The sequence below is a fragment of the Chitinophaga costaii genome (assembly GCF_900094705.1).
Lineage (GTDB): Bacteria > Bacteroidota > Bacteroidia > Chitinophagales > Chitinophagaceae > Chitinophaga > Chitinophaga costaii.
On record NZ_FMAR01000017.1, the window covers coordinates 23,476 to 48,311 of the forward strand.

The 24,836-nt window shown below is 44.9% G+C and carries 18 protein-coding genes and 1 tRNA gene; 9 read left to right on the plus strand and 10 right to left on the minus strand.

Going from position 1 to position 24,836, the window contains the following annotated elements; translation table 11 throughout:
• Window positions 1-89 precede the first annotated feature (89 nt).
• Window positions 90-1,277, minus strand: coding sequence for a PepSY-associated TM helix domain-containing protein (locus GA0116948_RS18345; RefSeq protein WP_089714917.1), 1,188 nt, complete (start codon window positions 1,275-1,277; stop codon window positions 90-92).
• 296 nt (window positions 1,278-1,573) lie between these two features.
• On the opposite strand from GA0116948_RS18345, the gene GA0116948_RS18350 reads away from it, so the two are divergent.
• A complete protein-coding gene (locus tag GA0116948_RS18350) occupies window positions 1,574-3,976 on the plus strand; it encodes a TonB-dependent receptor (RefSeq protein WP_089714919.1) in 2,403 nt (800 codons plus the stop codon).
• A gap of 38 nt (window positions 3,977-4,014) precedes the next feature.
• Window positions 4,015-4,722, plus strand: a complete 708-nt coding sequence (locus GA0116948_RS18355; RefSeq protein ID WP_089715064.1) for a hypothetical protein — start codon at window positions 4,015-4,017, stop codon at window positions 4,720-4,722.
• Between the two features lie 108 nt (window positions 4,723-4,830).
• Here the strand turns inward: GA0116948_RS18355 and GA0116948_RS18360 are convergent, their stop codons facing one another.
• The 7 genes from GA0116948_RS18360 to GA0116948_RS18390 all read right to left on the minus strand — a co-directional run bounded on the left by GA0116948_RS18360 (window position 4,831) and on the right by GA0116948_RS18390 (window position 15,866).
• Entirely contained in the window at window positions 4,831-6,318 is a 1,488-nt protein-coding gene (locus GA0116948_RS18360) for a hypothetical protein (RefSeq protein WP_123891732.1), read from the minus strand.
• 162 nt (window positions 6,319-6,480) lie between these two features.
• On the minus strand, window positions 6,481-7,719 hold the full coding sequence (locus GA0116948_RS18365; RefSeq protein ID WP_089714923.1) for an FG-GAP repeat domain-containing protein: 1,239 nt from the start codon (window positions 7,717-7,719) through the stop codon (window positions 6,481-6,483).
• Window positions 7,720-7,740: 21 nt separating this feature from the next.
• Complete coding sequence (locus tag GA0116948_RS18370) at window positions 7,741-10,182, minus strand: LamG-like jellyroll fold domain-containing protein (RefSeq protein ID WP_089714925.1); 2,442 nt, start codon at window positions 10,180-10,182, stop codon at window positions 7,741-7,743.
• Between the two features lie 215 nt (window positions 10,183-10,397).
• On the minus strand, window positions 10,398-13,406 hold the full coding sequence (locus GA0116948_RS18375; protein WP_165798381.1) for a TonB-dependent receptor: 3,009 nt from the start codon (window positions 13,404-13,406) through the stop codon (window positions 10,398-10,400).
• Between the two features lie 329 nt (window positions 13,407-13,735).
• Window positions 13,736-14,725, minus strand: a complete 990-nt coding sequence (locus GA0116948_RS18380) for a FecR family protein (RefSeq protein ID WP_089714928.1) — start codon at window positions 14,723-14,725, stop codon at window positions 13,736-13,738.
• A gap of 34 nt (window positions 14,726-14,759) precedes the next feature.
• Complete coding sequence (locus GA0116948_RS18385) at window positions 14,760-15,341, minus strand: RNA polymerase sigma factor (RefSeq protein ID WP_089714930.1); 582 nt, start codon at window positions 15,339-15,341, stop codon at window positions 14,760-14,762.
• A gap of 441 nt (window positions 15,342-15,782) precedes the next feature.
• Window positions 15,783-15,866: transfer RNA gene (locus tag GA0116948_RS18390), tRNA-Leu, on the minus strand.
• 193 nt (window positions 15,867-16,059) lie between these two features.
• Here GA0116948_RS18390 and GA0116948_RS18395 point away from each other — a divergent pair.
• The 4 genes from GA0116948_RS18395 to GA0116948_RS18410 all read left to right on the plus strand — a co-directional run bounded on the left by GA0116948_RS18395 (window position 16,060) and on the right by GA0116948_RS18410 (window position 19,762).
• On the plus strand, window positions 16,060-17,565 hold the full coding sequence (locus tag GA0116948_RS18395; RefSeq protein WP_089714931.1) for a malate:quinone oxidoreductase: 1,506 nt from the start codon (window positions 16,060-16,062) through the stop codon (window positions 17,563-17,565).
• Between the two features lie 235 nt (window positions 17,566-17,800).
• Window positions 17,801-18,118 (plus strand): HvfA family oxazolone/thioamide-modified RiPP metallophore, encoded by a 318-nt coding sequence (locus GA0116948_RS18400; RefSeq protein ID WP_089714933.1) that lies wholly within the window; start codon window positions 17,801-17,803, stop codon window positions 18,116-18,118.
• A 77-nt stretch (window positions 18,119-18,195) separates the two neighbouring features.
• On the plus strand, window positions 18,196-19,026 hold the full coding sequence (locus GA0116948_RS18405) for an HvfB family MNIO-type RiPP peptide maturase (protein ID WP_089714935.1): 831 nt from the start codon (window positions 18,196-18,198) through the stop codon (window positions 19,024-19,026).
• Entirely contained in the window at window positions 19,013-19,762 is a 750-nt protein-coding gene (locus GA0116948_RS18410) for an HvfC family RiPP maturation protein (RefSeq protein WP_089714938.1), read from the plus strand. The genes GA0116948_RS18405 and GA0116948_RS18410 overlap by 14 nt, the downstream gene beginning before the upstream one ends.
• 15 nt (window positions 19,763-19,777) lie before the next feature.
• On the opposite strand, the gene GA0116948_RS18415 is transcribed toward GA0116948_RS18410, so the two are convergent.
• Window positions 19,778-20,662 (minus strand): hypothetical protein, encoded by an 885-nt coding sequence (locus tag GA0116948_RS18415; protein WP_089714940.1) that lies wholly within the window; start codon window positions 20,660-20,662, stop codon window positions 19,778-19,780.
• Window positions 20,663-20,717: 55 nt separating this feature from the next.
• Window positions 20,718-21,701, minus strand: a complete 984-nt coding sequence (locus GA0116948_RS18420; RefSeq protein WP_089714942.1) for a LuxE/PaaK family acyltransferase — start codon at window positions 21,699-21,701, stop codon at window positions 20,718-20,720.
• 183 nt (window positions 21,702-21,884) lie between these two features.
• Between GA0116948_RS18420 and GA0116948_RS18425 the strand changes: the two genes are divergently transcribed.
• The 3 genes from GA0116948_RS18425 to GA0116948_RS18435 all read left to right on the plus strand — a co-directional run bounded on the left by GA0116948_RS18425 (window position 21,885) and on the right by GA0116948_RS18435 (window position 24,805).
• A complete protein-coding gene (locus tag GA0116948_RS18425; protein WP_123891734.1) occupies window positions 21,885-22,328 on the plus strand; it encodes a hypothetical protein in 444 nt (147 codons plus the stop codon).
• A 90-nt stretch (window positions 22,329-22,418) separates the two neighbouring features.
• Entirely contained in the window at window positions 22,419-23,948 is a 1,530-nt protein-coding gene (locus tag GA0116948_RS18430; protein WP_089715067.1) for an acyl-CoA carboxylase subunit beta, read from the plus strand.
• A 17-nt stretch (window positions 23,949-23,965) separates the two neighbouring features.
• The gene (locus GA0116948_RS18435; protein WP_089714946.1) at window positions 23,966-24,805 is read left to right on the plus strand and encodes a UbiA family prenyltransferase; all 840 of its coding nucleotides are present in this window, start codon (window positions 23,966-23,968) and stop codon (window positions 24,803-24,805) included.
• Window positions 24,806-24,836: the final 31 nt, after the last annotated feature.

Consider the following 24,836-nt stretch of genomic DNA (forward strand, 5'->3'; position numbering starts at 1 on the left):
AAACTTAAAGCCACGCCAAGGATAAAGCTTACTAATGCCCAGTTTCCGTGCAGGGGAAAGCGAACCTGCCTAAAATAAATGTCGAAGCTTTATTTTTTCCACTTATTATACCATACCAGTATGCCAGATATGGGGAGACTGGTGGCGAGCAGGCAGGCAATGAAGTATATAATTTTAGATAAAGAACCAAATATTTCACCCACATGTATAGCGCGGAAGGAGGTGGCAATTTTCGCACTAATTGTGAGATGAGAAAAAAGCATGGTTTTTAAAACAGTGCCGGTGCTGGGATCTATTTGTATTTTATCGATAGCCGACAAATTTAAAAAACCAACATGGGTTTTAGCAATAGAAATGGCAGCCCCCTTTTCGGCTGGAAGTGTAACGACGGTAATGCTTTGTGCTTTAATACAGGAATCTGCCAACTCCAGCACCCGCGCATAAGTAATTGTTTCGGCAGGCGCAGCTTTGGCAGCAGGATGCTTAGTCTTTACTTCCTTTTTTTTCAACACTTCACTTCCCAGCAATTTGCTGAATCCTGATCTATACCACTCGAATGACCAGGCAGGACCGGTGATGGCTGATAATAATATGACCGGAAACACATAAATGCCTAAGGCCCGGTGCAAATCATAATTAACCCGTTTCCACCTGGCCGAAAACTTAATTTTAAATCCTTCTTTCCAGTGTTTGATCTTACGGGGCCACCAGATAACGATACCTGAAATAATAAGCAACACAAATATGATTGCCGCAGTACCACCAATCGTTTTACCAACCGGCTTCCCTACAAAAAACCAACGGTGAATATCCTCCACCGTGCGAAAGAACTCCCCGGCGGGGCTTTTGTCTACGCCTGTTATCTCCCCTGTGTATGGATCTACATAATATATTTTATTCTTTTCCTGGGCAGCATCTTCCGCATTTCCCATTGCAGGTGTTGGGCTGACCTGCTGCACCGGCATACCCGCATTTGCAGGCTTATTCTTTACGGAAAACATCCACACTTCATCGGGCGAAGCCGGGATGGTGAATATTACTACTTTTCCCTTGGTGTGGTTTTCCACCGTGGCAATGAGCTCGTCAGGACTACGTTTTTTACCATCATCCATTTGAGCTTTAAACCATTTAGGGTACAGCAACTTCTCTATTTCAGTGTGAAATACAAAAATAGTTCCGGTGAGGCATATTACGAAAAGTACGATACTGCTGGCCATACCTAACCAGAGATGCACATCGTTACAAAATTTCCGGAAATTATATTTTTTAACTTTCATACCTAAATATCTACCTGTTTTTTTTATGTATTGTCCACAGGAAACTTTATCTGTAATAGGGAGGGCTAAAAATGCATGGAGGAGAGCAAAACTATAAAAAAAAGGATGGAAAGTACAGATAAATTTGTCTATCCGTGCTTAATCCAGCATTCATTACCTTTCTTCCCTTTATATCCGCAAACCGTGAGGCGATTAAATTTGAATATGCCCGAAAATATTCCGCATTGCGTAAACTGTTTTCCCAATTAAGAAAGTTATCTCGCCGATCACATCCGTTCTTTGCAAAAAATTTAAAGATGAGGAAAGGGCGAATCGCAATTATTATATGGCTATTAGTTTGCGCGGTTATCCGTGCACAGGCTCAAAATGAAAACCCTGCGCCACAGAAAGGATTAGGCTCTATCACGGGGAAATTAATATCGGTAGACAGTATTCCGTTGGAACTGGTTTCCATTTCTATCAAGGAACTGAACAAAAACACACTCACCGATAAAAACGGAAATTATAATATTGAAGACATCCACCCTGGCACCTATACGCTACGCATTCAAATGCTGGGCGCACGGAAAATAGAATTGAAAGCAACCGTACAGGCCGACCAGGTAAGTGTGGTGAACTATCAGTTATCTGGCGAAAATATTGTGGCCTTACAGGAAGTGCGGGTGCTTAGCCGGGTAAATAAATATTCCAATAAAGAAAGTAATTTTATCAGCCGTCTTCCACTTAAAAATCTGGAAAACCCACAAGTATATAATACTGTACCCAGTGCCCTGATTCAGGAGCAAATGGCGGTAGACCTGGGCAGCGTAGCCAAAGACGTACCCGGAGCCGGTATTCCGTTAATTGCCAACCAGGGCCGTGCCACATTTTTATCGAGAGGCTTCACCCTGGAACCCAATGCAAGAAATGGCGTAGCCGGTGCCGCTTTTTCATTTATCGACAATTGTAACCTGGAAAGGCTGGAAGCCATTAAAGGCCCCTCCACTACCCTATTTGGTACCAGCGTATCCAGTGGCTATGGTGGACTCTTTAACCGGGTTACCAAAAAGCCTTTTAACGGTACGGGCGGGCAAGTAGCCTATACCGGCGGTAGTTGGAACTACAACCGCTTAGCCCTGGATTACAATACCCCCCTGAATACAGACAAAACCGCGCTATTTCGCATTAATGGCGCCACCACTTTCGAAAAGAGTTTCCAGGACAATGGCTACACCAATAGTGTATCCCTGGCTCCAAGTTTTTCTTACCAGGTAAACGATCGGCTATCGTTACTGCTGGATGTAGAATTTGGCCGGGCAAAAGGCACTTCTGTAGTGCGTTTCGATCCTTATACCGGCAGCAAAAAAGTACAATCTATTAAAGACATCCAATATCCCTATAATAAAACCTTCCTCGGGGACGATGTATACTACACGACCCAAATGATGAATATATTTGGCCAGATAAATTATAAAATCTCCGGCTCCTGGACATCGCAAACAGTATTTTCCAGGGCTCGCTCCACCATCGACGGGTATATAACAGCGCTCAATGGCCGGTCCGACAGTACACTCCGGGCCAACGTAATTATTGGTAACACCAATTTCATCGCAACAGATTTACAACAAAACTTTATCGGTGATTTTAAAATATTCCAACTACGTAACCGCATGGTGGTGGGACTGGATTATTATAACAATTACAACAATTTCGATAGGGTAACGGTAAACGGGCCTACTGTTAATTTCATCCATACACCAAGCACCTACCGGGTTACCCGCTTTACACTCGATTCACTCACCTCCTCTGGCAATCCACGCAAGGAGAAAAACAGCGACAATACTTATGCAGCTTATGTCTCCGATGTGCTGAATATTACCGACCGTTTATTGGTTATGGGCAGTTTGCGCGTGGATAATTACAAATACAACGGCGTATATAATATCATCACCGGACAAACCGGGGGTGGCATTGGCGTTGGAGGCATTATAGCCGGGCCTTACAGCCAAACATCGCTATCCCATAAAGAGGGCCTTGTGTATGAAATAGTTAAAAATAAACTATCCGTATTTGGCAATTACATGAGCGGATTTTTTAACGTAAGTGGTAGCGATAAAAATGGCGTTTCCTTTAAACCAGAACAGGGCACCCAGTATGAATACGGCATAAAGGCAGACGTCCTGCAACATCGCCTGGTGGGTACAGTGAGTTACTACAATATTAATGTAAAAGATGTACTGCGTACAGACCCAGACGATGCCAACTATTCTATACAAGATGGCACCCAATACAGCAGAGGCTTAGAAGTAGATATTACCGCCAATCCGGTGGATGGCCTTAACATTATCGCCGGTTATGCCTTGAACAAAAGTAAATTTACAAAAGCAGATTCCTCCGTATTAGGCCTGCGGCCCGCACTTTCTGGTCCAGAAAAAATGTTCAATTTCTGGGTAAGCTATCAATTTACACATAGCGACCTCAAAGGATTAGGTGTAGGTTTTGGTGGCAATACCGGCAGCATGTCATACCAAACTAATACCATTAAAGCAAAAACCATCATACCCTCTTACGCTATGTTTGACGCTACCATATTTTACGATCAGCCTAAATTCAGGATCAGCGTAAAGGTCGATAACTTGACCAGCGAGAAGGCCTGGTCTAGCCGTCTCACCCCACAGCCACCTGCCCGCTTTCTGGGAAGTGTAGCCTTGAAATTTTAATGACAAAAATCAACATAAATAAAAACAAAATTTTCGACATGAGAAGTTTAAGCGTGTTTTTACCAGCAGTATTATTTGCTATATTATGGACGACTAATCCAGTAGACGCCCAATCCAAAGCCAAATCTAAAGGCCGCATCAGCTATGTGTACCGTGCAGCCTATGTGCAAAAAAATATAGACGAAAGAATAAAGTTCTACTTGGATTCCCTGGGATATACCGTAAAATTTGTGGATGCAGCAGAACCCGTATCAGCCGCCGATGGTGCAGACCTGGTCATTATTTCCGCCAATGTAAGCGCCCGGGCTATCGGCGACAAATACAAGGATGTTAAGATCCCCATCCTGATGTGGGAAAGCGACCTGCAAGATGATCTGCGCTACACAGGCAAGCACCGCGAGGTAGATTTCGGCAAGGGAGAAAAAGATCACTATATCTGGTTAGTAAATGCGCCACATCCTTTGAGCGCTGGCCTTCCTGCCGGAACAGCTGTGGCTTTTGAAGGCGACCAACCTATAGGCTGGGGCAAACCAGGACTTGGCGCCTCCATTATCGCTACCTTCCCCGGACAACCGGACAAAGCCATTATTTACGGCTATGAAAAAGGCGCCACCATGGATTACGATTTCCTGGCACCTGCAAGACGCGTAATGTTCTGCCTGAACAATGCCACCTTTCCTTTCCTGACGAAAGATGGTCTCAAACTTTTCGATGCCGCCGTTGCCTGGAGCATGGGCAGCAATTAAAGCATTCCTGTACACATAAAAAGAAACACCCGTGCTGCTAATAGCGACACGGGTGTTTCTTTTTATATCCATAAGTATTATAAGAGCGCGTTTGCGTAGCTTACCATTTTATTCAACGGTAACGGCGGATAAATGATAAAGCGACCGATCCATATTCTTATGCTTGAAAGATACATAAATCAGCCTGTTTCCTCCTTCTGTAGCAATAAATACAGGAGAAAATGGAACACCTGAATACCTTTTGTGATTAAAAGAAGGTTCCTGAAACTTTTTAGTCATTTTACCATCTGCACTGATGTGTACTACTGCCAAACCATCCCTTTTACCGCCGGGTAATACTACGCGTCGAGGTGTAGTATCATCCACATCGGTGTTTTTTAAACAATCTTGATAAAAGATATAAAAGCCATCGTTATTGTCTGGTAATATAGCCGATCCGGTAAACGCGTGAAAGTTCATTTCCAACTGATTTTTATAAATAGTTTTCACCCAGGCTATTTCATTGTTTGCAGTTATTTTAATCATGTACAGATTACCGACACCCACCGTGGCTGGCTCACGTTGCATGCTAAAACTACTACCAATCGGATTAGGCTTAGGTACATAATCAATATGAGTTCCGCCTGATGGTTCCAGCATAATAACAGTGCTGTTATCTTTTAAAGTGTAGTAGTGTAGCAAAGAGGCAGTAACACTGACCTTCTGTGCAAGTTCCGTTTTCTTTATTTGTGTCACTTTTCTTTGTAAGCCGTCATATACTCCGCTTATTACCGTTGTAAAGTCTGGACTTTTTTCCATTTCATAAAACCCCTTAAATTGTACATCATTTTTCACAGCATACCATGCAATATTTTTGAATAAGCCTCCTGGTATGCCTGTTAGATGCCCCGTGCTAACTTTTCCGGATGCGTTTACCTGTATGATGGTATAATTAAAAGGGTTGAAATCTTTTTTTGTATCCGATCCTTTCACAGCAGCAATGATGTTAAAAATACCATCGTCAGAAACTATAAACTTTATTTGGTCGATATTCTTATCGGGCTCCTCGTTCGAAGCAACAAATTTAGTGACAATTTTAAATTGCTTATCTATTATAAATCCTTCATAGGAACTAGGCTCATTTTTATGGGTGGTCTTATATACCACATAGAAATGCGAGGTGTCGGAAGATGGCCCTACCGTCAGACTTGCATCTTCCGCTGTTGGTTTTACCAGATCCGCTACCAGGCTGGCTGTTCCGTCTTCCACATTTAGTTCATAAACCTGTACCGCATTTTCTCTATTTGAAAAGAATAAGATCAATTTATCGCCAATCGTATAACCAGCTATGAACATTTTTCTGGCTGTAGCATCCAGTGGCTTAGAAAAAAGTTGATTTAATTGGTGATCGTATACAGCAACGACCGCATTTATCCCAACACTGTAATTTAATGCCCTAATGAAAGAACCATATTTAAGATCCACATATTTCCCGGACGATGTTGTAAAGATTTGATGGACACAATCTTTTTCTTTGGCGTCAGATTCAATAAACGTTAATTTCTGAGCACTTGCGCGTAAAGTGATCAGCGAGATCAATAACAATAAATATTTCATAGATAGGATGATTACGTCATAAATATATAAATAATTTTAATACGATTGGGTTTATTAAATTTATTGTTTTTACATGTATTTAAATCCTATGATATTGAAGATGCAAAATGGCAAAGGTCGAAGAAGTACTGCATTTTTCGGTTAAATACTGGAAAGGTTATACTACTTCCCTGGATTTTCATACCAGATAATGCCCAGGCCTCCATTACCATTCGCTGAGTTATTATTTTCTTCGGTAGAGATAATATCTGGATCACCGTCTCCATCCAGATCAATATCCGGAATTAAATCATATTTTATTCCATTTGGGCCGCTTATTTCATTTCTAAGCCATCCCTTATCGTAAACAGATCGGCTGCTTTTTAAATAGACAATGCCTGAATTAGGCGTGTAGGCATGTTCAAAGGATAATACGAGTTCCTTTTTTCCATCCCCATCCAGGTCTGCAATAGTGATGCCTTTTGCAGATCCAACCTTCATAGGATAGGAAATCTTATATGTCTTCCATTGCAATCCGTCGTCACTCATTTTCCTGATAAAATGAATGCTGTCTTCCAATGTAGCAGCTAGCACATCTGTTCTCTGATCTCCATCTAGATCACCTAAATCCATAAAAAATTCGGTATGCGTGGTGTCACCACCGATATTGTGCTTTTGCCAGTGTTCGGCAATATGCTCCTCCCCTGGATTTTCCAGCCACCAACAACCTTTTGTATCCCCTTTACGGTCGGAATAAACGATATCCGGTAAACCGTCATTGTTGATATCGTTCGTGAAGATAGACATGACCCATGATACTTTCGCTAGTGATATCCATTTCCAGTCTGCCAAGTTGCGTGGATTTTTGGGCGACTGAAGCCAGCCAATATAAGGCTGCGGAAATGAATCGTTATCTTTTTTACCACCGATGACCAGGTCTATTCCGTTTTTATTGTCCAGCTGAATGGGAACCGCAAACATCCACTGGCAAAGGTTCTTGGTTACCGGAATAGATGCGGTACTCCACAGTGAGGAATCTGTATAATCCTGACCGGGAGGAGGGGCCCAGTGAATATTGATGCTTAGCGTATGGCCTTCCGAACAGCTGATGACATCCTTAGCCCCATCACCATCAAGATCCACAAGAACCGCATCTTCCACGCTAGGCGCCCTGCCTACGGTAACATACTTCCATTTTTCTTTAGACCTGGCAGGACCGGGATTAAAATAGATGCGCACCAGGCCACTCTGCTCCCAACCTGTTACGATATCTTTAAAGCCATCGTTGTTGGCATCTGCCAATTTCACCCCATCTGCACCTAAAAGACTGTTGTCAATTACATGCATCTTCCACGATTTTTCCTGTGCCTGTGTGCTCAATATCCCGCCACAAAAAATAATAATCAAAAAACGCTTTATCATTCTCTCATTTTAATGAAATAATTATTTGAACTGCATGGCATACAACTTGCTTCCTCTCATGCGGAATATTAATCGAACTGTTTTTCCATTCAATGACTTGAGCGAAGCCCCCTTTTTTAACCATTCAACGGGCGTTTCAATATAATCCCCGTTAATGTAGATGCAATCATCCAATCCGAAACCTGGCAATGGCCTTCCTTCACCATCCAGGATGCCCACCTGCATATATCCTGTTGCGCTTGTATTGACATTTAATAAAAGTCTATCACCCTCAAATGTGAATGGCAATGTTCTAATACAGGAGTTTTCATCATAAGATGCGTCCAGTGACACAAACCCGTCAAGACGCTGCACTACGCGGTAGACGGCTGTTTTAGCTTTATCAAGCTTTAAATAACCGGAATGATATGCCTCTGTGCCATAAAAATATTGCCAGATCTCATTTCCACGGCGAATCAGCCCCTGAGCCATATAAATCTGCTGAACCGGCCATCCGTCATGTGTGCCAGGCGCGAGATAAACCGGCCTCGGATACCTTTTCCACTCATAACCATTACGGCTAATCGCCAACTGTGTTTCAATAGGACCTGAGCCCCTGTCACGGTCAGGGGTGGATAAAGCATTACGACCATTTACCGGGGATTCATAATGAAAATACACACAGGGAAAAGCCAGATAGGTATCGGGAGCCCAAGGATATTTGATAGCTTTGGGAACATAGATATCCACATTATCTGGATCGTTTGCAGCAGGCGTAAATACCCAGGGAAATTCCTTTCCGAAACCTCCCGGTGTTAAGGGGCCATTATCAAGATACCAGGGAATTAGCCGATGAACTTTGGAGGTATCCGTTGAGGAAAGCAGATCATGTAAAGACAAAGGTTTATACGGCCAGGGACCAGCCAGTTTTTCAGTAGCTGTCAACACATAATTTCTTTGGGTATTACCTTCTTTATCCCGGCCAAAATCTGTTCTATGGTAAGAGAGGTACAACTGTTGCTGGTCATCGTAAAAAATATTGCTCTGTGAACCGGACCTGAACGGCAATACCGGCTGTTTAAGTCTTTTAAACCTCCATCCATCATTTGAAACATACAGATAAATGCCCCGTCGATGAAAATCGCTTAGGAATTTCCATTTTTGTTCTGGCGGAGCATTGGGATCAATGAATACCATTCCCATACCCGTTTCCTCCGCCACTACAATATTTTTATGTCCATGGAAAGGGGTGTCTATAAGATCAGGCTCGGTAAAATGCAAACCGTCTGCAGATGTTTGCACCGCAAGGTTATCATCATTAACGCCGTAATAAATCCGGATAAGCCCCTTCTCATCCTCCAGCACATTTAAATGTTTTCTGAAAATGCCTTTTACTTCAATAACTTTAGTTGCCTGCAAAGGAGGGTTTACCTGAAATGAAATTTTTCCCCATGAAGTGTCAATAATCGAGCTGTCCAAAAACAGAAATTTACGGTTGCCCAGCTTCAGAGTATCATGCCTGGAACCTTTGGGAGGAAACAATAGTGGAGGTCCCAGTACTTTTTCCGGCAAAGCAGCAGCTGTTGAAGAAGGTTGAATAAAACTTACTATTGGCGGCTTGAAGTTACTACTGTACAAAAAGCCCTCGCTAAACCGGAGCTCATCAATGGCACTCAGCAATGGCTCCTGCCAGTGCCCGTTACGCCCAATACTGAAATAGGCTTCTTCACCCAAAGGCAAGGAAACAATATTTGCATCAGGACGATTGCCTTGCAACCGTCCGTCAATATACCAAGAAAGCGTCTTGCTTTTATGTTGGAAAAGCAAAACAAAATGATGCCAGTCTCCATTTAATTGTCGCTTAAATCCGGATGTTCTCGACATCGGTAACAGATAAGCAATTCCGTTATTTAAAAACCTGAACCCTTCACGGCCTTTAAAAGATAACTTGGTAATGCGGTCATTCTCACCTCTCGGACCAGTGCCTATCTCAAAAATGACCTGTTCCGACTGTTGCAGAAAATTAGGTTTAAGCCAGCATTCAACCGTCCAGTCAAAATTGCCCAGGTTTAATTTTGTCTGCGTTGGGTTCACAAAGCCTACTTCCTTGCGAAGATGGTTTTCACCTGCACTCATTAATGCTCCGAAATTTGCATTCATCCAAGACATGGGTGGTTCGTGCCGGTCGGCGGGCGTTTTAAGTTGCGAAAGACCAAAAAGCACTTCGCCTTGAGGATAGGAAATATGTTCCTGCTCCCTGGCAGTAAAGGCATTTCCAAAGCGTCCTCCCGGAACAATAGACCCGCCCTTCCCCAGCACAAGCGGATAATCGTTGCTCGACAGATCCGGTATAACGGTGCTTGGATAAGAACCCGCTACATCATCAAAACCCCATAAGGCGATAGTCTGTGCCCTGATCCCTTTCGCTGCCGCCAGCAGAAAGAAACAGCAATAACAATATTTCAGCAAAGCAGTTTGTTTCATCCGGTGATATTTGTCTTTTTAAATTATCTCGTTTATAAGTTCCTAAGAATACGCTTCGCAGCTTGTTTAATAACCTGTCCTGCATTAACATTATTCGTTTCACATTCTCCTTGCAGCAGCGATCATGTATGACCCGCAAATCCCCTGTGTGATATAGAATTTATGATGCCCGTTTTCTATCATAATTCAAAAAAGCAGGCAGATATATTGAATGATCAGAGTCTCCACCTGATGCCAGCATTTGCCCACCAGGAAAAAGCTTCATGCACATAAGGCCTATCCCTGATACCGTAATATTCCAGATGAGGGGCGCTGCTGAAGTTATTGATATTGGCAAAGATCTCAAACCCATTAAACAGCTTGTAGCTGGCTGCAAGATCCCATTTACCGTAATGATCCGTCCACCTGTCCCTGTCTATAGATTCGCCTACCTCCTTTATAAAAGCGCCGCTATAATTCCATGAAACCCTTCCAGAAACCTTTCCCTTTTCATATATCAATGCCAGATTAGCGGCATCAGAAGCCTGACCAGGAAGATGGCCCCCGCTTCTTCCATATAATAAATTAACATCCGTGGCCTTTGTATGCGTGTAATTTGCAAAAATGCCGAAGCCCTTTAAAAATCCGGGTAAAAAAGAAAACTGCTGTTCCCAGTTTACTTCGAATCCGAGCAACTTCGCATTGCCTCCGTTTACGGGTTCCGTTACCTCATACCCATCATAGTTACCTCCCGTTTGAGTATAAATCCGGTTATATATAATGTGATGGAGATCCTTGTAAAAAAAACCTCCTGACAAAATACCAATCCCAGAGAAATAATGTTCTGCCAGAACATCCAGGTTTAAAGCGGTAGTCGCATTAAGCGAAGAATTGCCCTTACTGATCTCCAGTGAGGAATTATCTACAATAAAATAGGGAACCAGGTCGGCATAATTGGGTCTGGCGATACCGGAAGTAAATGCCAGCCGCACATTGGTGTTGTTCTTAATGGTGTATTTTAATTGAAGGTTAGGGAATAATTTATTATAGCCTTTTCTATTGTTTATCGCACTGTCGCTCACAAAATTTCCGTTCTCATCCAACTTCAACAGGTTACCCTGATAGTCGTTTCGGGTATATTCATTCCTGAATCCGGCGAGGATCGTGAGATGGCTGATATCATACCTGGTCATTAAATAAGACCCATAGATCTTCTCCTGCGCTTTATACGTATTCCCTAAAGATTCCGCATAATTTTCTTCTTCTACAAGGTCGCCGCCGCCCCGTTGTTGATACATAAAATTTCTGACCTGGTTTGCATCGATCAGTGGGCCGAAATTATACCCGTCCAAAAAATCGGAGCTCTTGCTGTTAGTAAAATCAGTCAACAAAATATCTTGCGATCCTTTCCAGGTATATTTATAACGTGGATCATTTCTTTTCAGCTCACTGAACCTGTAACTGCCACCCAATTTTATAAATCCGGCAGATTTAAACAAGCTATAAGGGATGGAAAGGTTAAATAGCCCTACTCCTTCTTTATCGGAAGCATGCTCCGTGCGCCAGTCTATATTGGCCAGGGAAAAATTAGCCGGATTTCTTTCATATCCATCCTCCAGGTTGGTGATCTTATATTTCGGGCTGCGCAGGTTGGAAAAATCAATGCTCAGATTTGCTTTCTGATCCATATCAAATTCAGGCTGTATCTGTCCTTCAGGAGCGTTTTTATGATGCGAACCGTAACTATAATTGAATTTATAATCCAGCTTAACCTTATGGAAAGTATGAACACCGCCGGCGTTTAAAGTAGAAATAAGTTCGTTTTCCACACGGGCCTGTAAATCGCGGATAATGGCAGCTTTGGTTACTGTACTATCATCCACATATTTTCCTTTATTGAGTTTGATGGTGACATCGCTCCGGCTCTGGTCTTCTCTACGTTTATTGAATGTACCCCCTATATAAAATCTATTATTCTCATTCAACTTATATTCCAGATTCAGATCACCACCGTAATAGGTACGTTTTATAATATAGTTATTAGCTACAATCTGCGTAAGGGCCAATGGAATAGAGTGTCCATCTATAGCGGTTCTATCATCCCATCTGTATTCAAATGATTGGGTGGTAGGCTGTGATTCCTGGACATTTGCACCGAAAGTAAGTCCGAAGTGCTGCTTTTTCCCTAACCGTGTTGAATAAGTAAAAGATCCCTGGTAAACGGGTTTTTGAGAAAAATGGTTATAGCCGCTTCCGAGCACCAAGTTCAGATTGTTTTTCTTATTATAATCGAAAGCACTTCTGGTTACCAGATTAACAGTACCGCCTATCGCATTGCCATCCAGGTCGGGCGTAGGCGTTTTGGAAACCTCTATTGAAGATAGCTGGGTGGCGGAAACGTAGTCCAGGCCAGTATAGCGGGATCCTTGTTCCGGTGTAGCTACACGGGATCCGTTTATGGAAACCGTTGTAAACCTGGCATCGGTTCCTCTTATATATACATAGCGGCCTTCACCAAACGTCCGGGAAACATACACCCCCGGAACACGTTGTAGCGCATCTACTGCGCTTCTGTCCGGGAATTTCTGCATTTGCTCTTCCGAAACCACGTTGATAATATTAATAGCATTCTTTTGCTTATTGAGTGCTTTCGCCTGACCTGACCGCTGGGTATTTACTACCACATCTTTAAGAAAGTAGGAAGATGGAGCCAAAGTAATGGTTAAGTAAACTTCATTTTTATCCAGTTGTACTGCTACGGAATAACTGGCATATCCTATATTCGTTACCGTTATAGTATAAGTACCATATTCAAGATTGGCAATCCGGAAATGGCCTTCCCGGTCGGTTGCGGAGGGAGTAGTCTTACCTTGTCTGTCAGATATTAACAAACTGGCTCCCGGCAGATATTCTCCGGAACTAGCATCTTTCACAATGCCGAAAAGCGTACCTCTCTGATATTCCTCACTTTGTTTCAACAACTCTTTTTTGTATTTAATAACAATAGCGTTATCCATTTGTGTATAAGTAAACTTTTGGGGAGACACCACGGTGGTTAGGACTTTAGACAGGGGTTCCTGTTCTGCATTAACACTGACTATCTGGCTAAGGGCCTTCCCGCTTCCGCCAAAAACAATCTTTATTCCTGTGCTCGCAGAAATCTGGGATATTGCCTCTGACAGGGGTACATTGTTCAGGTGAATAGTTACTTGCTGCTTTAGGTTGATCGCCTGTGCTCTTCCCAAATGCGGAGCACTAATAAACGTCAGTAATAAGATTGGAAATAAAATATTGCGCCGGAAAATAAGGCATGGAAAATCCATATTCGGAATGATTAGGTTTGTATACATAAATGATCCTTTAAAGGGCATATCTATATTGGCAACATAACACACAGAAACATCTCTGTTCTGTTTAATGTATAATTGATTCCCTTGTCAGAAAAGGAGGATTGTCTATAGTTGGATTATGTTATAAATTATTTCTCAAACCCACAGTATAAACACAGCCAACAACGTTCTCCATTGAGCTGTCTCATTTCAATATATTTAGGTATAAATGCTCAGGTGGTTAATTACCGACAGGTTCCGCCCCTTATTTCAAATGTATTTTCGTTATGTCTTAAAAGTTGACCATTTAAACTTTCTGCGATAAGCTTGAGCGATTGTTCAATACTCGTTTCGCCTAAACAGGCATATACATGGCAGGTTGAAATCTTTGAAGGAATAATCAACTGTATCTGATAATAGCGTTGCAGTTGCGCAACTAGGTCATGCATGGCAATATCTTTATAATCAAATGACAGCGAATGCCAATCCGGGTCATGCGGAAGCAATACCTTTTTCTTCTGCAGCAATGCTGATTTTCTTAGATAAAAAACTGATTCATTATGATTGGCGCTTATCTTTTGATCCCCATCGGAAACATAAACGCTGCCTTCCATCACATCAATTCTTATCTGCTCTGCCTTTTTGTATGCATAAACATTAAAGCGCGTGCCCACATCTACAGTAGAAAGCCGGCCAGTAATAACGGCAAAGGGAACACGGTCATTATGTTTCACTTCAAAAGTAGCTTCCCCCTCTAGCAGAACTTCCCGTCTATTTATTTGGGGATTTGATCTGTACTGAATATGGGAGGATTCGTTCAGCCAAACAAAAGAAGAGTCAGGGAGCATGATCGATTTTTTCTCCTTTTCCAATGTCCGGATATCTACAGCATAGATTGGTTTTTCCCTTGCACCCCTAAAATACCGGGCACATAAAATAATACCTGTTAAGAAGAACAGCACGGCAATAACCCTGGGCAATACCACAGGGATTTTCCGCTGCACCGGTTTTCCGGAATTCATAATCAGGTCCAGCCTTTCTTTTATTAGGATGTCATCGGCCGTAGTATAATAGCTCTCAAAAGCATTCTCTACTCCTGCATCAGAAAAATTTTCCGAAATAAACCTGTTGAGCAAAGCAATTTCCTTTGCTGTGGCTTCTCCCCTACCGATCTTTTCAAGTATAGCCTTAATATTTTGAGGTAGCATGCCCATAAAAATCATTCTACTTCTCATAAGGCAAAGAAACAGGTCAAAACCCCTAAAAGCATTAAAAAAAGATTTTAAATGCGCCAAAGGTTTCCCTGAGCCTTCTTAGCGCTACGGTTACCTGGTTTTCGACGGTTTTAATGGATAACTGGAGTTCATCTGCGATCTGTTTAACGGAAAATCCATACATTCTCCTTAACAGGAAGATCCTCCTGCACTTTGGGGGTAACACATTAATGGCATCATTCATAAAAGCAAGCAGTTCCTTATTGAGCAAAACTTTTTCAGGGCTTTCATAGGAAGTATTCAGGTTTTCCCAAGTATTTTCCTGGAGTAAAGCATAATCGATATAGGCTTTGGTTTTTTTAATGTTATTAAGGGCTTTAAATCTCCCGGCAGCTAGCAGATAATGCTTAAGAGAATCAATCTCAATATCTTTTCTATGCTCCCAAAGCCAGCAAAATATATCCTGCAATACATCTAATGCAGCAGATTTTTCTTTAAGGATAGAAAATACCGCATTAAAAATAATCTCTTTATACCTATCGTATATTACTATAAATGCCCGCTCATTATCATGCTTAACCAGATGCAAAAGAAAATGATCTGATTGTTGCTCCAAAAAATCTCGATTATGATCCATAATGACTAGGAGATAAATTTATAGCCTACAAAGTCTATTTATTTAGTAGACAAATAAAGTTAATAATTTCTGAATCTCATAATACTTTCTTTGGAAGACATATAAATAAAATGTTGTTTCATTAATAAATTAAACCATATTTCCCTTTTGAAATTTTGAGCCCATTTTTGAATTGATGAATTGAAGTAAGAAAGTAATTGACCTGGCTCAATGATAATGGCATACTAGCTCTCAAATTGTAGCTGGTAGCATAATCGCATGTTTGTGTAGAAAAGGCTAAATATTATCTACCGGAGAGTGTGGAAAAATTTGGTGTGTCACAAACGTTGAAAAACGATCTGTTTTGTATGTTATAAAAAGCACAAATAAGCAGGCCCAGCGCGGTTCTCAACGACCTAAAAACAAAAAAGGCCAGCGTTTCCTCTGACCTTTCCATTAACGTGCCCAGAACTGGATTCGAACCAGCACACCCTTGCGAGCGCTGCGACCTGAACACAGTGCGTCTACCAATTTCGCCATCTGGGCATTGTATTTGTGTTTCAGGAGTGCAAATGTAAATTCTTTTCCGAATTCCCCAAAAAAAATATCCTTCTCCCCAAATATCTCCTGATACATAAGCCTCATACCTTTCCAAACCCGTAACGCCTTCCCGGTTTACAGAATTATTGCCTGCACAATCTATTTTTTCCGCTTAACTTTGCGCTTTCGAAACAAGGTCATGCTGAAACAAGATATTTCACCCAACCCAGCGCCTGATGTGGTTTTGATCGGCGCCGGCATCATGAGCGCCACCCTGGGCGTGTTACTCAAGGAATTACAACCAGACCTGACTATCCAGGTGTTTGAACGCCTCGATGTGGTGGCTGGCGAAAGCTCCGACGCCTGGAACAATGCCGGCACTGGCCACTCCGCCCTCTGCGAACTCAATTACACCCCCGAAAAACCAGACGGTACCATAGAAAGCAGCAAGGCCGTGAAGATTGCCGAACAATTCGAAGTATCCCGCCAGTTCTGGGCCTACCTCGTAGAGAAAAAATTGATCAAAGAAGATCCCCATAGCTTTATTAATAGCATTCCCCACATGAGCTTCGTATGGGGTCAGGATAATGTGACCTATCTTAAAAAACGCCATGAAGCCCTGCAACAGCACCACCTGTTCCAGAACATGCGTTATTCCGAAGACCCTGCCCAGCTTACCGAATGGATGCCGCTGGTAATGGATGGCCGCGATCCACAACAACCGGTAGCCGCCACCTACACAGAACTGGGTACAGACGTGAATTTTGGCGCACTCACCCGCAACCTGTTCAGCTACCTGAAATCCAAACCCGGGGTAGAATTCTACCTGCATCATGATGTACGCGGGCTGGATCAGGCCGACGATGGAGGTTGGGAAATTGAAGTAAAAGACCTCCAAACCCGGCAGAAACGCTCCCTGAAAGCCAAATTCGTTTTCATTGGCGCTGGCGGTGGCTCCCTCCCCCTACTTTTAAAATCAGACATACCCGAAGGCAAAGGATTTGGCGGCTTCCCCGTAAGCGGTCAGTGGCTTAAATGCACCAACGAAGCCATCATAGCCCGCCACAAGGCAAAGGTATATGGCAAGGCATCTGTAGGTTCTCCCCCCATGTCCGTTCCTCATCTGGATACTCGCATGATCAATGGTAACAAGGCGTTGCTTTTCGGTCCTTACGCCGGATTTAGCACTAAGTTCCTGAAAAACGGCTCCCTGCTGGACCTGCCCTTGTCTATTAAAATTAACAACATTCGCCCCATGCTGGCGGCAGGCATGGACAACCTTCCGCTCACCAAGTACCTCATCAACCAGGTACGCCAGTCGCCGGAAGACCGCCTGGAAGCGCTCCGCGAATTTTTCCCCGAAGCACGCATGGAAGACTGGGAACTGGAAATTGCCGGCCAACGAGTGCAGGTGATTAAGAAAGATGCGGCACACGGCGGCATACTGGAATTTGGTACTGAAGTAGTGAGCGCCGCAGACGGCAGCATTGCTGCTCTGTTGGGCGCATCTCCCGGTGCTTCCACTTCTGTGTCTATCATGATAGAACTCATTCAAAAATGTTTTAAACAACAAGCCGCTAGCCCCGCCTGGCAGCAGAAACTGAAAGAAATGATCCCTTCTTTCGGACAATCCCTGAACGCCAACCCCGCCCTGAGCGATGAGGTAAGGGCCTACACCAGTAAGGTATTAGGCCTGGTGCGCTAACCGCAACTTGTTTCCTTAATGCATCTTCAGCCCTGCCTTTCCGGCGGGGCTGTTTTATGCACCCCACTCACTAAACGTAGTTCACCTTATCACAGTTAGTATAATGTTAAGGTTTCCCAAGCTTATCTAGAATGCAGTCAAAACTTCCTACCTTTTCGTATACATCGCAGTCCCGCTTATTGGGTAGCGATAACACCACCTCATTATTTGTTACAACTCAAAAACACAAGCAAACATGGAAAACAAAAAGAAAAGTTTACTCGCCGGCACCCTGGTAGCAGGTGCTCTCATCACAGCATCCGCCTTCCCTGCACAGGCAACCTCCTTCCATTACAATGACCTTGGCAATGGCGCATCGGTAAGAAGCAATTTGTTGGAAGGCAATACTGCTGCGGCCCGCGCACTGGAACTAAAATGTGGCGCAGATAGCACCAAGGCCAAGGATGGCAAATGTGGTGCGAAGAAAGGCAAATCCAAAGACGCTAAATGCGGCGAGGGAAAATGCGGAGACAAGAAAAAAACGACCAAGACCGATAAGAAAGGCGGTCAGTAATTTTTAACCAGCCTTATAGACCGGCAGGTACACCACCTGCCGGTTCTTTTACTCAAGGAGCGTAAAAATTTTGCATCATGGTAGGTATTGGATTCCGGAAAGATTTTGCAAAAGAATTTTTAGATAGCAATACCCTGCAACCTGCATTCATAGAAGCAGCACCAGAAAATTGGATAGGTGTAGGCGGTTATTGGAAGAAATTATTTCAGCAGGCGCTGGAAAAATATCCTTTCTATACGCATGGTCTCTCCCTGTCTATTGGCAGTCCCGACGACCTGGACTTCCCATTCCTGCAACAAGTAAAGCAATTCCTCCAGGATACCAACGCAAAGGTATATTCCGAACACCTCAGCTATTCCAAGTGCAATAACGCCCACCTGTACGACCTCCTGCCCATCCCCTTTACCGCCGATGCGGTGAAACACGTGTCGCAGCGCATTAAAACCGTGCAGGAAGTATTAGAAAGAAAGATCGCTATAGAAATTGTGAGTTACTATACGCCTGTGGCCCCGGAAATGTTAGAAGTAGATTTTATTAACCACATTCTTTCGGAAGCCGATTGCGAGCTGCTATTGGATGTAAATAATATTTATGTAAACAGTTTTAATCACCAGTACGACGCATATGAATTCCTGGACCAGTTACCGCTGGAAAGGGTATCTTACATACATATGGCTGGCCATGAAAAGGTATCGGATGATCTCCTCATCGATACACATGGCGAAGCGATCATCGACCCGGTGTACCACCTCTTTGCCTATGCTATGCAAAAATTGCAACGCGATGTGCCTGTATTGCTAGAAAGAGATTTCAACATTCCTGAACTGCCATTGCTACAGGAAGAACTTACCCGATTACAAGACATTAAGAATAATGCTTTAAAGCCCATGGCATATGCAGCCATCTAACCCTACCACCGGCTACCAGCAATCACTGGCTCATTACTGCCGTACCGGCGAATACACCCACATCCGGGGCGTACACACCGATCATGTGCAACATTACCGCCGCCTGGTGTACAACGTGGTAGACGATAGCCTGCAATCTGCCTATCCCCTCACTTACCACCTGCTGGAAGAAGAGGAATGGAATAACCTGGTACAACGTTTCTTTAGCGAACACCCTTGTCAAAGTCCACAGCTATGGTACATGCCTAAAGAACTGTACGACTACATGATAGCCGCCACCCATCCACTGCTTACCCGCTATCCTTTCCTACTGGAATTACTTTGGTTCGAATGGCTGGAAGTAGCGTTGTATATGATGGAAGACAAAACAACCGAATACCGCCACCAGGGCGATTTACAACAGGATAAACTGGTACTGAACCCGGAACATCATCTCGAACATTTTGCCTTTCCCGTTCACCTGAAACAAGCCGCCACCATCATCGCGGAAGACCAGTCGCATTATTTTCTTGCCCTGCACCGCCATCCCGAAAGCGGCGAAGTGCAATTCACCGACCTCTCCCCTGCTTTTGTAAGCATGCTCGAATCATTGGCCGAAGGCCCGGCCACGATGAACGAACTCCTGGCCCACGCCTGCACCACCTTGGGCATACCGGAAAGTGAAGCGATCCGGCAGGCCACGCAGGCATTTTTAGCACACGCCCTCCGCACACAGCTTATACTCGGTTTTGCCTGAGTAATTTTACCCGTATTACCGCACAATATCCCTAACCTGTACCGTGCGATGTTCGCCTATCATAATATCGTTAGTAAACGTATATACCTTATCGCCATTCCCATATTCAAGGTACATCTCCAGCGGAAAAATAAACGGTGCATATCCGCCCTGCGTGCGCAGGGTTTCTATCTCATCTTGGAAATGTTTGGGAATATAACCGTACCCCGGAAACAATGTACGCGGGTCCATGGGTATCCACACATGTGCCGTTACCCCGCCCCGGTTGGTATTGGTAACATGGTTATCATTACGCGCCAGGAATTCTTCGCAGGCCACTCCGGCAATCACTTTTTTGTTCCCCGTTTTCAGTAGCACGCCCAGATAGCCGAAATCACCGGGATAGGCAGGCTCCACCGCCTCCAGCGACATGGGCTGCTTTTGGCCGGTGCCTACATGCTGGTAGGCCGTGAGGCTTAACAAAGACAACTTTTCAAAATCGCCATAATATTGATTGCGGGTTCCTGTACTGCGGCTGGAAAGCTGTATGCCAAACAATGGCCGTATAGTACTGTAATAGATCACTATTTCCTGCCCCCCATCTTTCACCAGTTGATTCCCCTGGTAGGCTTCCATTTCCTGGTAAATAGACACGTCGAAATCAAAGCTGGAATCAATCACCACAGCACTATCGCCAGAAATAACCAGGGCGGGATTGGCCCGCTGCGGGCTGCGCTTCAATGCCTGCTCCTCCTCGTCCGATGGCATGGTGGGTTCCCCTCCTTCTTCGGAGACACTGGCAGAGTCGCTGTCTTTTTTATGGGTAATAGACTTGATCTTGTTACCTGCTTTTTTAAAGAATTGCGCATGGGTGCCGCTTACGGTAAGACAGCCAGCCAGGAATAGGACAATTATTTTCATGGATACATTGGATAGAACCAATGCAAGGTAAATAATATATGTAAATATTTTAATACTAACTTACCATCAGGCTACATCCCCGCAGGGCGGAGTTGTCCAGGCGGCCCAGCACCTCAAAGCGACCATCAGCATGGAGCTTGCCAATATCATCCGTAGCAATGAAGGCGCAGGAATAGCGGTTGGCCAGGTCTATCACGTTGATCACGCCTGCGGCGGAATGGTCATACAGTTGAAAAGGATCGCTTTCATCGCGCAGCAGCACCTTCATCCAGGCCGGCGTGTCAAAAATGCCCTGCCCTTTGGAATAGGCCTGCGACAACAGCTCCGTCATCCCATATTCTGCATGTATAACGGGAACGCCTAAACGTATTTTTAAATAACCCTGTACTTCCTCACGCGTCCATTCTTCCCGGCGGCCTTTCATCCCGCCTGTCTCCATTACAATGGTGTGTTGGAGGGAAAGCGGGTATAACTCCGCAAAGTCCAGCAGTGCAAAGGTAACGCCTATCAGCAACACCTTTTGGCCGCGGGCTTCCAGGGCTTGCAGCCGCGCTGCAAGCTGCTGGTGTTCATAGAGATAAAACCCGCTTTCGGGATGCCGGCTTTTCCCGATCATGGCATTCACCATATGCACCAGCGAAGAATGTTTGCGTTCCAGGTAGGCAGGCAACAGGCCCAACACTACGTAATCCTCCACCGGGCCGTAAAAGTGTTCAAAGCCTTGCATAAAACTACGTTCATACCAGGCAGCTTCTTTTACCAGGTGGCGGCTGTTCACCGTTTGCGTGGTACCACTGCTTTCAAATACCAAGGCTGGCGTAAATTCCCCACTGGTTACCGGGTGGGTCTTAAAAAACTGTATAGGCAAAAAAGGTATTTGTAAAACGGATAGTACCGCCCCGGGGTGGATGTGCAGCGCGTCGACATAGGCCCGGTACAGGCTGTTTTCCTGGTACTGCTGCCGGAACAGGCGCAGCGCCAGGGCCTCAAAACCAGTGGCTGTCACGGAAAAAACTTCCTCCATCAATACTCTACTCATAAATGTCTGATAAAACCTGATCCCGCAAAGGTACATGGCGGCGCATTAATTATAGCGGGAACGTAACAAATTCCCGCGAATACCGTTTTTAGATAAGCGCCTGGCCTGCGTTAAACTCCGGCCACCCGCCAATGTCTATTACCGGTATTGGCATATTGATCAAATTAATGTAGGTTTGTTATTATGAAGAAATTATTGTTGCTCGCGATGATTTGTGTTGCAGGAGTGGCTTGTAAAAAAGACGGAGCCGGCACCGCACCGGTGATCAGCTTCGCCAGTTATGACCCTAATGCCTACTTCATGGCCGATTCGGTAAATACTGCCGCCCTGAACGTTACTTTCAATATTTCCGATAGCGATGGCGATATTGAAGACACCATCTCCCTTCGCGCGCACTATAAAAGCTTCGACGATAACGTATGGCTGGTACGCATGATGCCTGATATCGGGTCTAACAAGGGCCATAGCGTTAAAGGACAGGTTACCGTAGCCCTGGGTGCCATTGACCTCACCAACATCAACGAAAATTCTCTGAAAGATAGCATATGGTTTAGCGCCTTCGTGGTAGACAACGCTGGCCATCACAGCGATACGGTGCTGACCCCAAAAATTCCAATCATTAAGTAAAATCCGTAAAACATTTTCCTTCACCGGCAAGTGATTCCTTTTGTGAATCCTGTTTTCATTCACCACACTGCCAAGAACATATTTACGCGCATGAATAAGCTCTCCCTGTTGCACGAGAAAATGTCGGCAGCCATGCTGGGTGGAGGCGAAACCCGTATTGCCTCCCAACACAAAAAAGGTAAATTAACCGCCCGCGAAAGATTGCAGTTGTTACTGGATGAAGGTTCTTTTGAAGAACTGGATATGCTGGTACATAACCGCGACAACACCACCCAGGAACAGTTTCCCGGCGACGGCGTAGTAAGCGGATACGGCACCATTCATGGCAGACTGGTTTACGTATTTTCACAGGACTTTACGGTATATGGCGGCAGTTTGTCCGAACCACATGCGCGCAAGATCTGTAAGGTGATGGACCTGGCCATGCAAAATGGGGCCCCCATCATTGGCCTGAACGACAGCGGAGGTGCCCGCATACAGGAAGGGGTGGTAAGCCTGGGCGGCTATGCCGATATCTTTTACCGCAATACCCGGGCCTCCGGCGTTATCCCCCAACTATCCGCCATCATGGGCCCCTGTGCCGGTGGCGCAGTGTACAGTCCCGCCATTACCGACTTTATTTTAATGGTGGAAAATACCTCCTATATGTTCGTTACAGGACCGAACGTGGTAAAGACGGTGACCCATGAAAATGTAACGGCTGAAGAACTGGGCGGCGCTGCCACCCACGCCACCAAAAGCGGCGTTACCCACTTTGCCTGCGCTAATGAAGTGGAATGCATTCAAAACCTGCAACAACTGCTCAGTTATATTCCGCAGAACTGCGAAGAAACAGCCCCTGTATACCCCTACGAAAGCCGCGACGAGCGCCGCCCCAACCTTCATACCCTGGTGCCGGACAATCCAAACCAGCCCTATGATATGAAGGAAGTAATAGCCAGCATCGTAGACGAAGAAAGTTTCTTTGAAGTACATAAAGACTTTGCAGAAAATATTATTGTGGGCTTTGCCCGCATGGCTGGCCGCAGTATTGGCATTGTGGCCAACCAGCCATCTATCCTGGCCGGAGTGCTGGACATACATGCCTCCGTAAAAGGCGCCCGTTTCACCCGCTTCTGCGATGCCTTTAATGTGCCGCTGCTGGTACTGGTAGATGTGCCGGGCTTCCTGCCGGGTACAGACCAGGAATGGAACGGTATTATCAGCAACGGAGCCAAATTGCTCTACGCCCTTTGTGAAGCCACGGTACCCAAGATCACCGTAACCACGCGCAAGGCCTATGGCGGCGCTTATTGTGTAATGAATTCCAAACACATTGGTGCCGACCTGAATTTTGCCTTCCCCAACGCCGAAATCGCGGTAATGGGCCCCAAGGGCGCGGTAGAGATCATCTATAAGAAGGAGATCGATGCAGCGGAAGATCCCGAAGCCCGGATGAACGAACTGGTGGCAGAATACACCGATCAATTCGCCAACCCATACCTAGCCGCCGAAAAAGGCTACATCGATGAGGTGATCCTGCCCGAACATACCCGCACTAAACTAATTAAAGGATATAAAATGCTGGAAAATAAAGTGGTAAACATGCCGCGAAAAAAACACGGCAATATACCTTTGTAGCCTAGTCGGTCCCGGGCATGCTTAGATCTGTTTTCAATTTCCTCTTATTCAGTTCCATTTACGTAGCCATTTGCGCCGTTATGGTGATCTGGCATACCAATACCCTCCTGGGCCTGCACTACCCTTCCTGTACTTACATGGGCTTTGTGTTTGCCTCCACCATTTGCAGTTATAATTTCCACTGGTGGCTTACACCTAATACCGGCGACCACTCTCACCGACTCATGTGGGGAGGACGCCATCGCCAGTTACAATTAGTCCTTGGCCTGCTTGGACTGGCATTCTCCACAGCCTTAGGCTGGCAGTTGCGCACCCACTGGATACCCATCAGCATAGCCGTATTACTCACCTTTTTATACACCGCTCCCAAACTCCCCCACCCACCTTTTGTATGGCTGCGCAAAATTGCCATTGGCAAAACACTCTTCCTGGCTTTGGTATGGACTTACGTAACCTCCCTGATGCCGGTATGGATGGCAGGCCGCAAAGCAGACCTCAACGTATGGCTGTTTGTCCTGCACCGGGTATGCTTTACCTATGCCAGTTGCATTCTTTTCGACGAGCGGGATCTGGAAGCAGACCAGCGTGCAGGCGTTCGCAGCATCATTACCTACTTGTCTGAACATAACCGCAGCAACGTGTACTACGCTGCCCTTATCGTATCTGCCGGTTGCGCGGCCATGTTATACCCTTTTGCTCCCGGACCGCTGGTGGCCATCCTCATTATACCCATCCTGGCATTGACGTTTTTAACCGGTACGGCCAAACGTAATCATTCCGACTATCTCTATTATTTCGGGCTGGACGGGCTGATCATGTTGGGACCTGTGCTGCATTTGCTGTGGAGGATGATCTAGGGGTTTTGTATTGCGCAAACCCTTACTTTTG

Bases quoted from the DNA above. Each gene is read 5' to 3' on its own strand.
- GA0116948_RS18395 (WP_089714931.1), top strand. From the start codon at position 16,060: ATGCTGAAACAAGATATTTCACCCAACCCAGCGCCTGATGTGGTTTTG.
- GA0116948_RS18415 (WP_089714940.1), bottom strand. From the start codon at position 20,662: ATGAAAATAATTGTCCTATTCCTGGCTGGCTGTCTTACCGTAAGCGGC.
- GA0116948_RS18385 (WP_089714930.1), bottom strand. From the start codon at position 15,341: ATGGATCATAATCGAGATTTTTTGGAGCAACAATCAGATCATTTTCTT.
- GA0116948_RS18350 (WP_089714919.1), top strand. From the start codon at position 1,574: ATGAGGAAAGGGCGAATCGCAATTATTATATGGCTATTAGTTTGCGCG.
- GA0116948_RS18425 (WP_123891734.1), top strand. From the start codon at position 21,885: ATGAAGAAATTATTGTTGCTCGCGATGATTTGTGTTGCAGGAGTGGCT.
- GA0116948_RS18370 (WP_089714925.1), bottom strand. From the start codon at position 10,182: ATGAAACAAACTGCTTTGCTGAAATATTGTTATTGCTGTTTCTTTCTG.
- GA0116948_RS18345 (WP_089714917.1), bottom strand. From the start codon at position 1,277: ATGAAAGTTAAAAAATATAATTTCCGGAAATTTTGTAACGATGTGCAT.
- GA0116948_RS18400 (WP_089714933.1), top strand. From the start codon at position 17,801: ATGGAAAACAAAAAGAAAAGTTTACTCGCCGGCACCCTGGTAGCAGGT.
- GA0116948_RS18360 (WP_123891732.1), bottom strand. From the start codon at position 6,318: ATGAAATATTTATTGTTATTGATCTCGCTGATCACTTTACGCGCAAGT.
- GA0116948_RS18355 (WP_089715064.1), top strand. From the start codon at position 4,015: ATGAGAAGTTTAAGCGTGTTTTTACCAGCAGTATTATTTGCTATATTA.
- GA0116948_RS18410 (WP_089714938.1), top strand. From the start codon at position 19,013: ATGCAGCCATCTAACCCTACCACCGGCTACCAGCAATCACTGGCTCAT.
- GA0116948_RS18435 (WP_089714946.1), top strand. From the start codon at position 23,966: ATGCTTAGATCTGTTTTCAATTTCCTCTTATTCAGTTCCATTTACGTA.
- GA0116948_RS18420 (WP_089714942.1), bottom strand. From the start codon at position 21,701: ATGAGTAGAGTATTGATGGAGGAAGTTTTTTCCGTGACAGCCACTGGT.
- GA0116948_RS18430 (WP_089715067.1), top strand. From the start codon at position 22,419: ATGAATAAGCTCTCCCTGTTGCACGAGAAAATGTCGGCAGCCATGCTG.
- GA0116948_RS18405 (WP_089714935.1), top strand. From the start codon at position 18,196: ATGGTAGGTATTGGATTCCGGAAAGATTTTGCAAAAGAATTTTTAGAT.
- GA0116948_RS18380 (WP_089714928.1), bottom strand. From the start codon at position 14,725: ATGAGAAGTAGAATGATTTTTATGGGCATGCTACCTCAAAATATTAAG.
- GA0116948_RS18365 (WP_089714923.1), bottom strand. From the start codon at position 7,719: ATGATAAAGCGTTTTTTGATTATTATTTTTTGTGGCGGGATATTGAGC.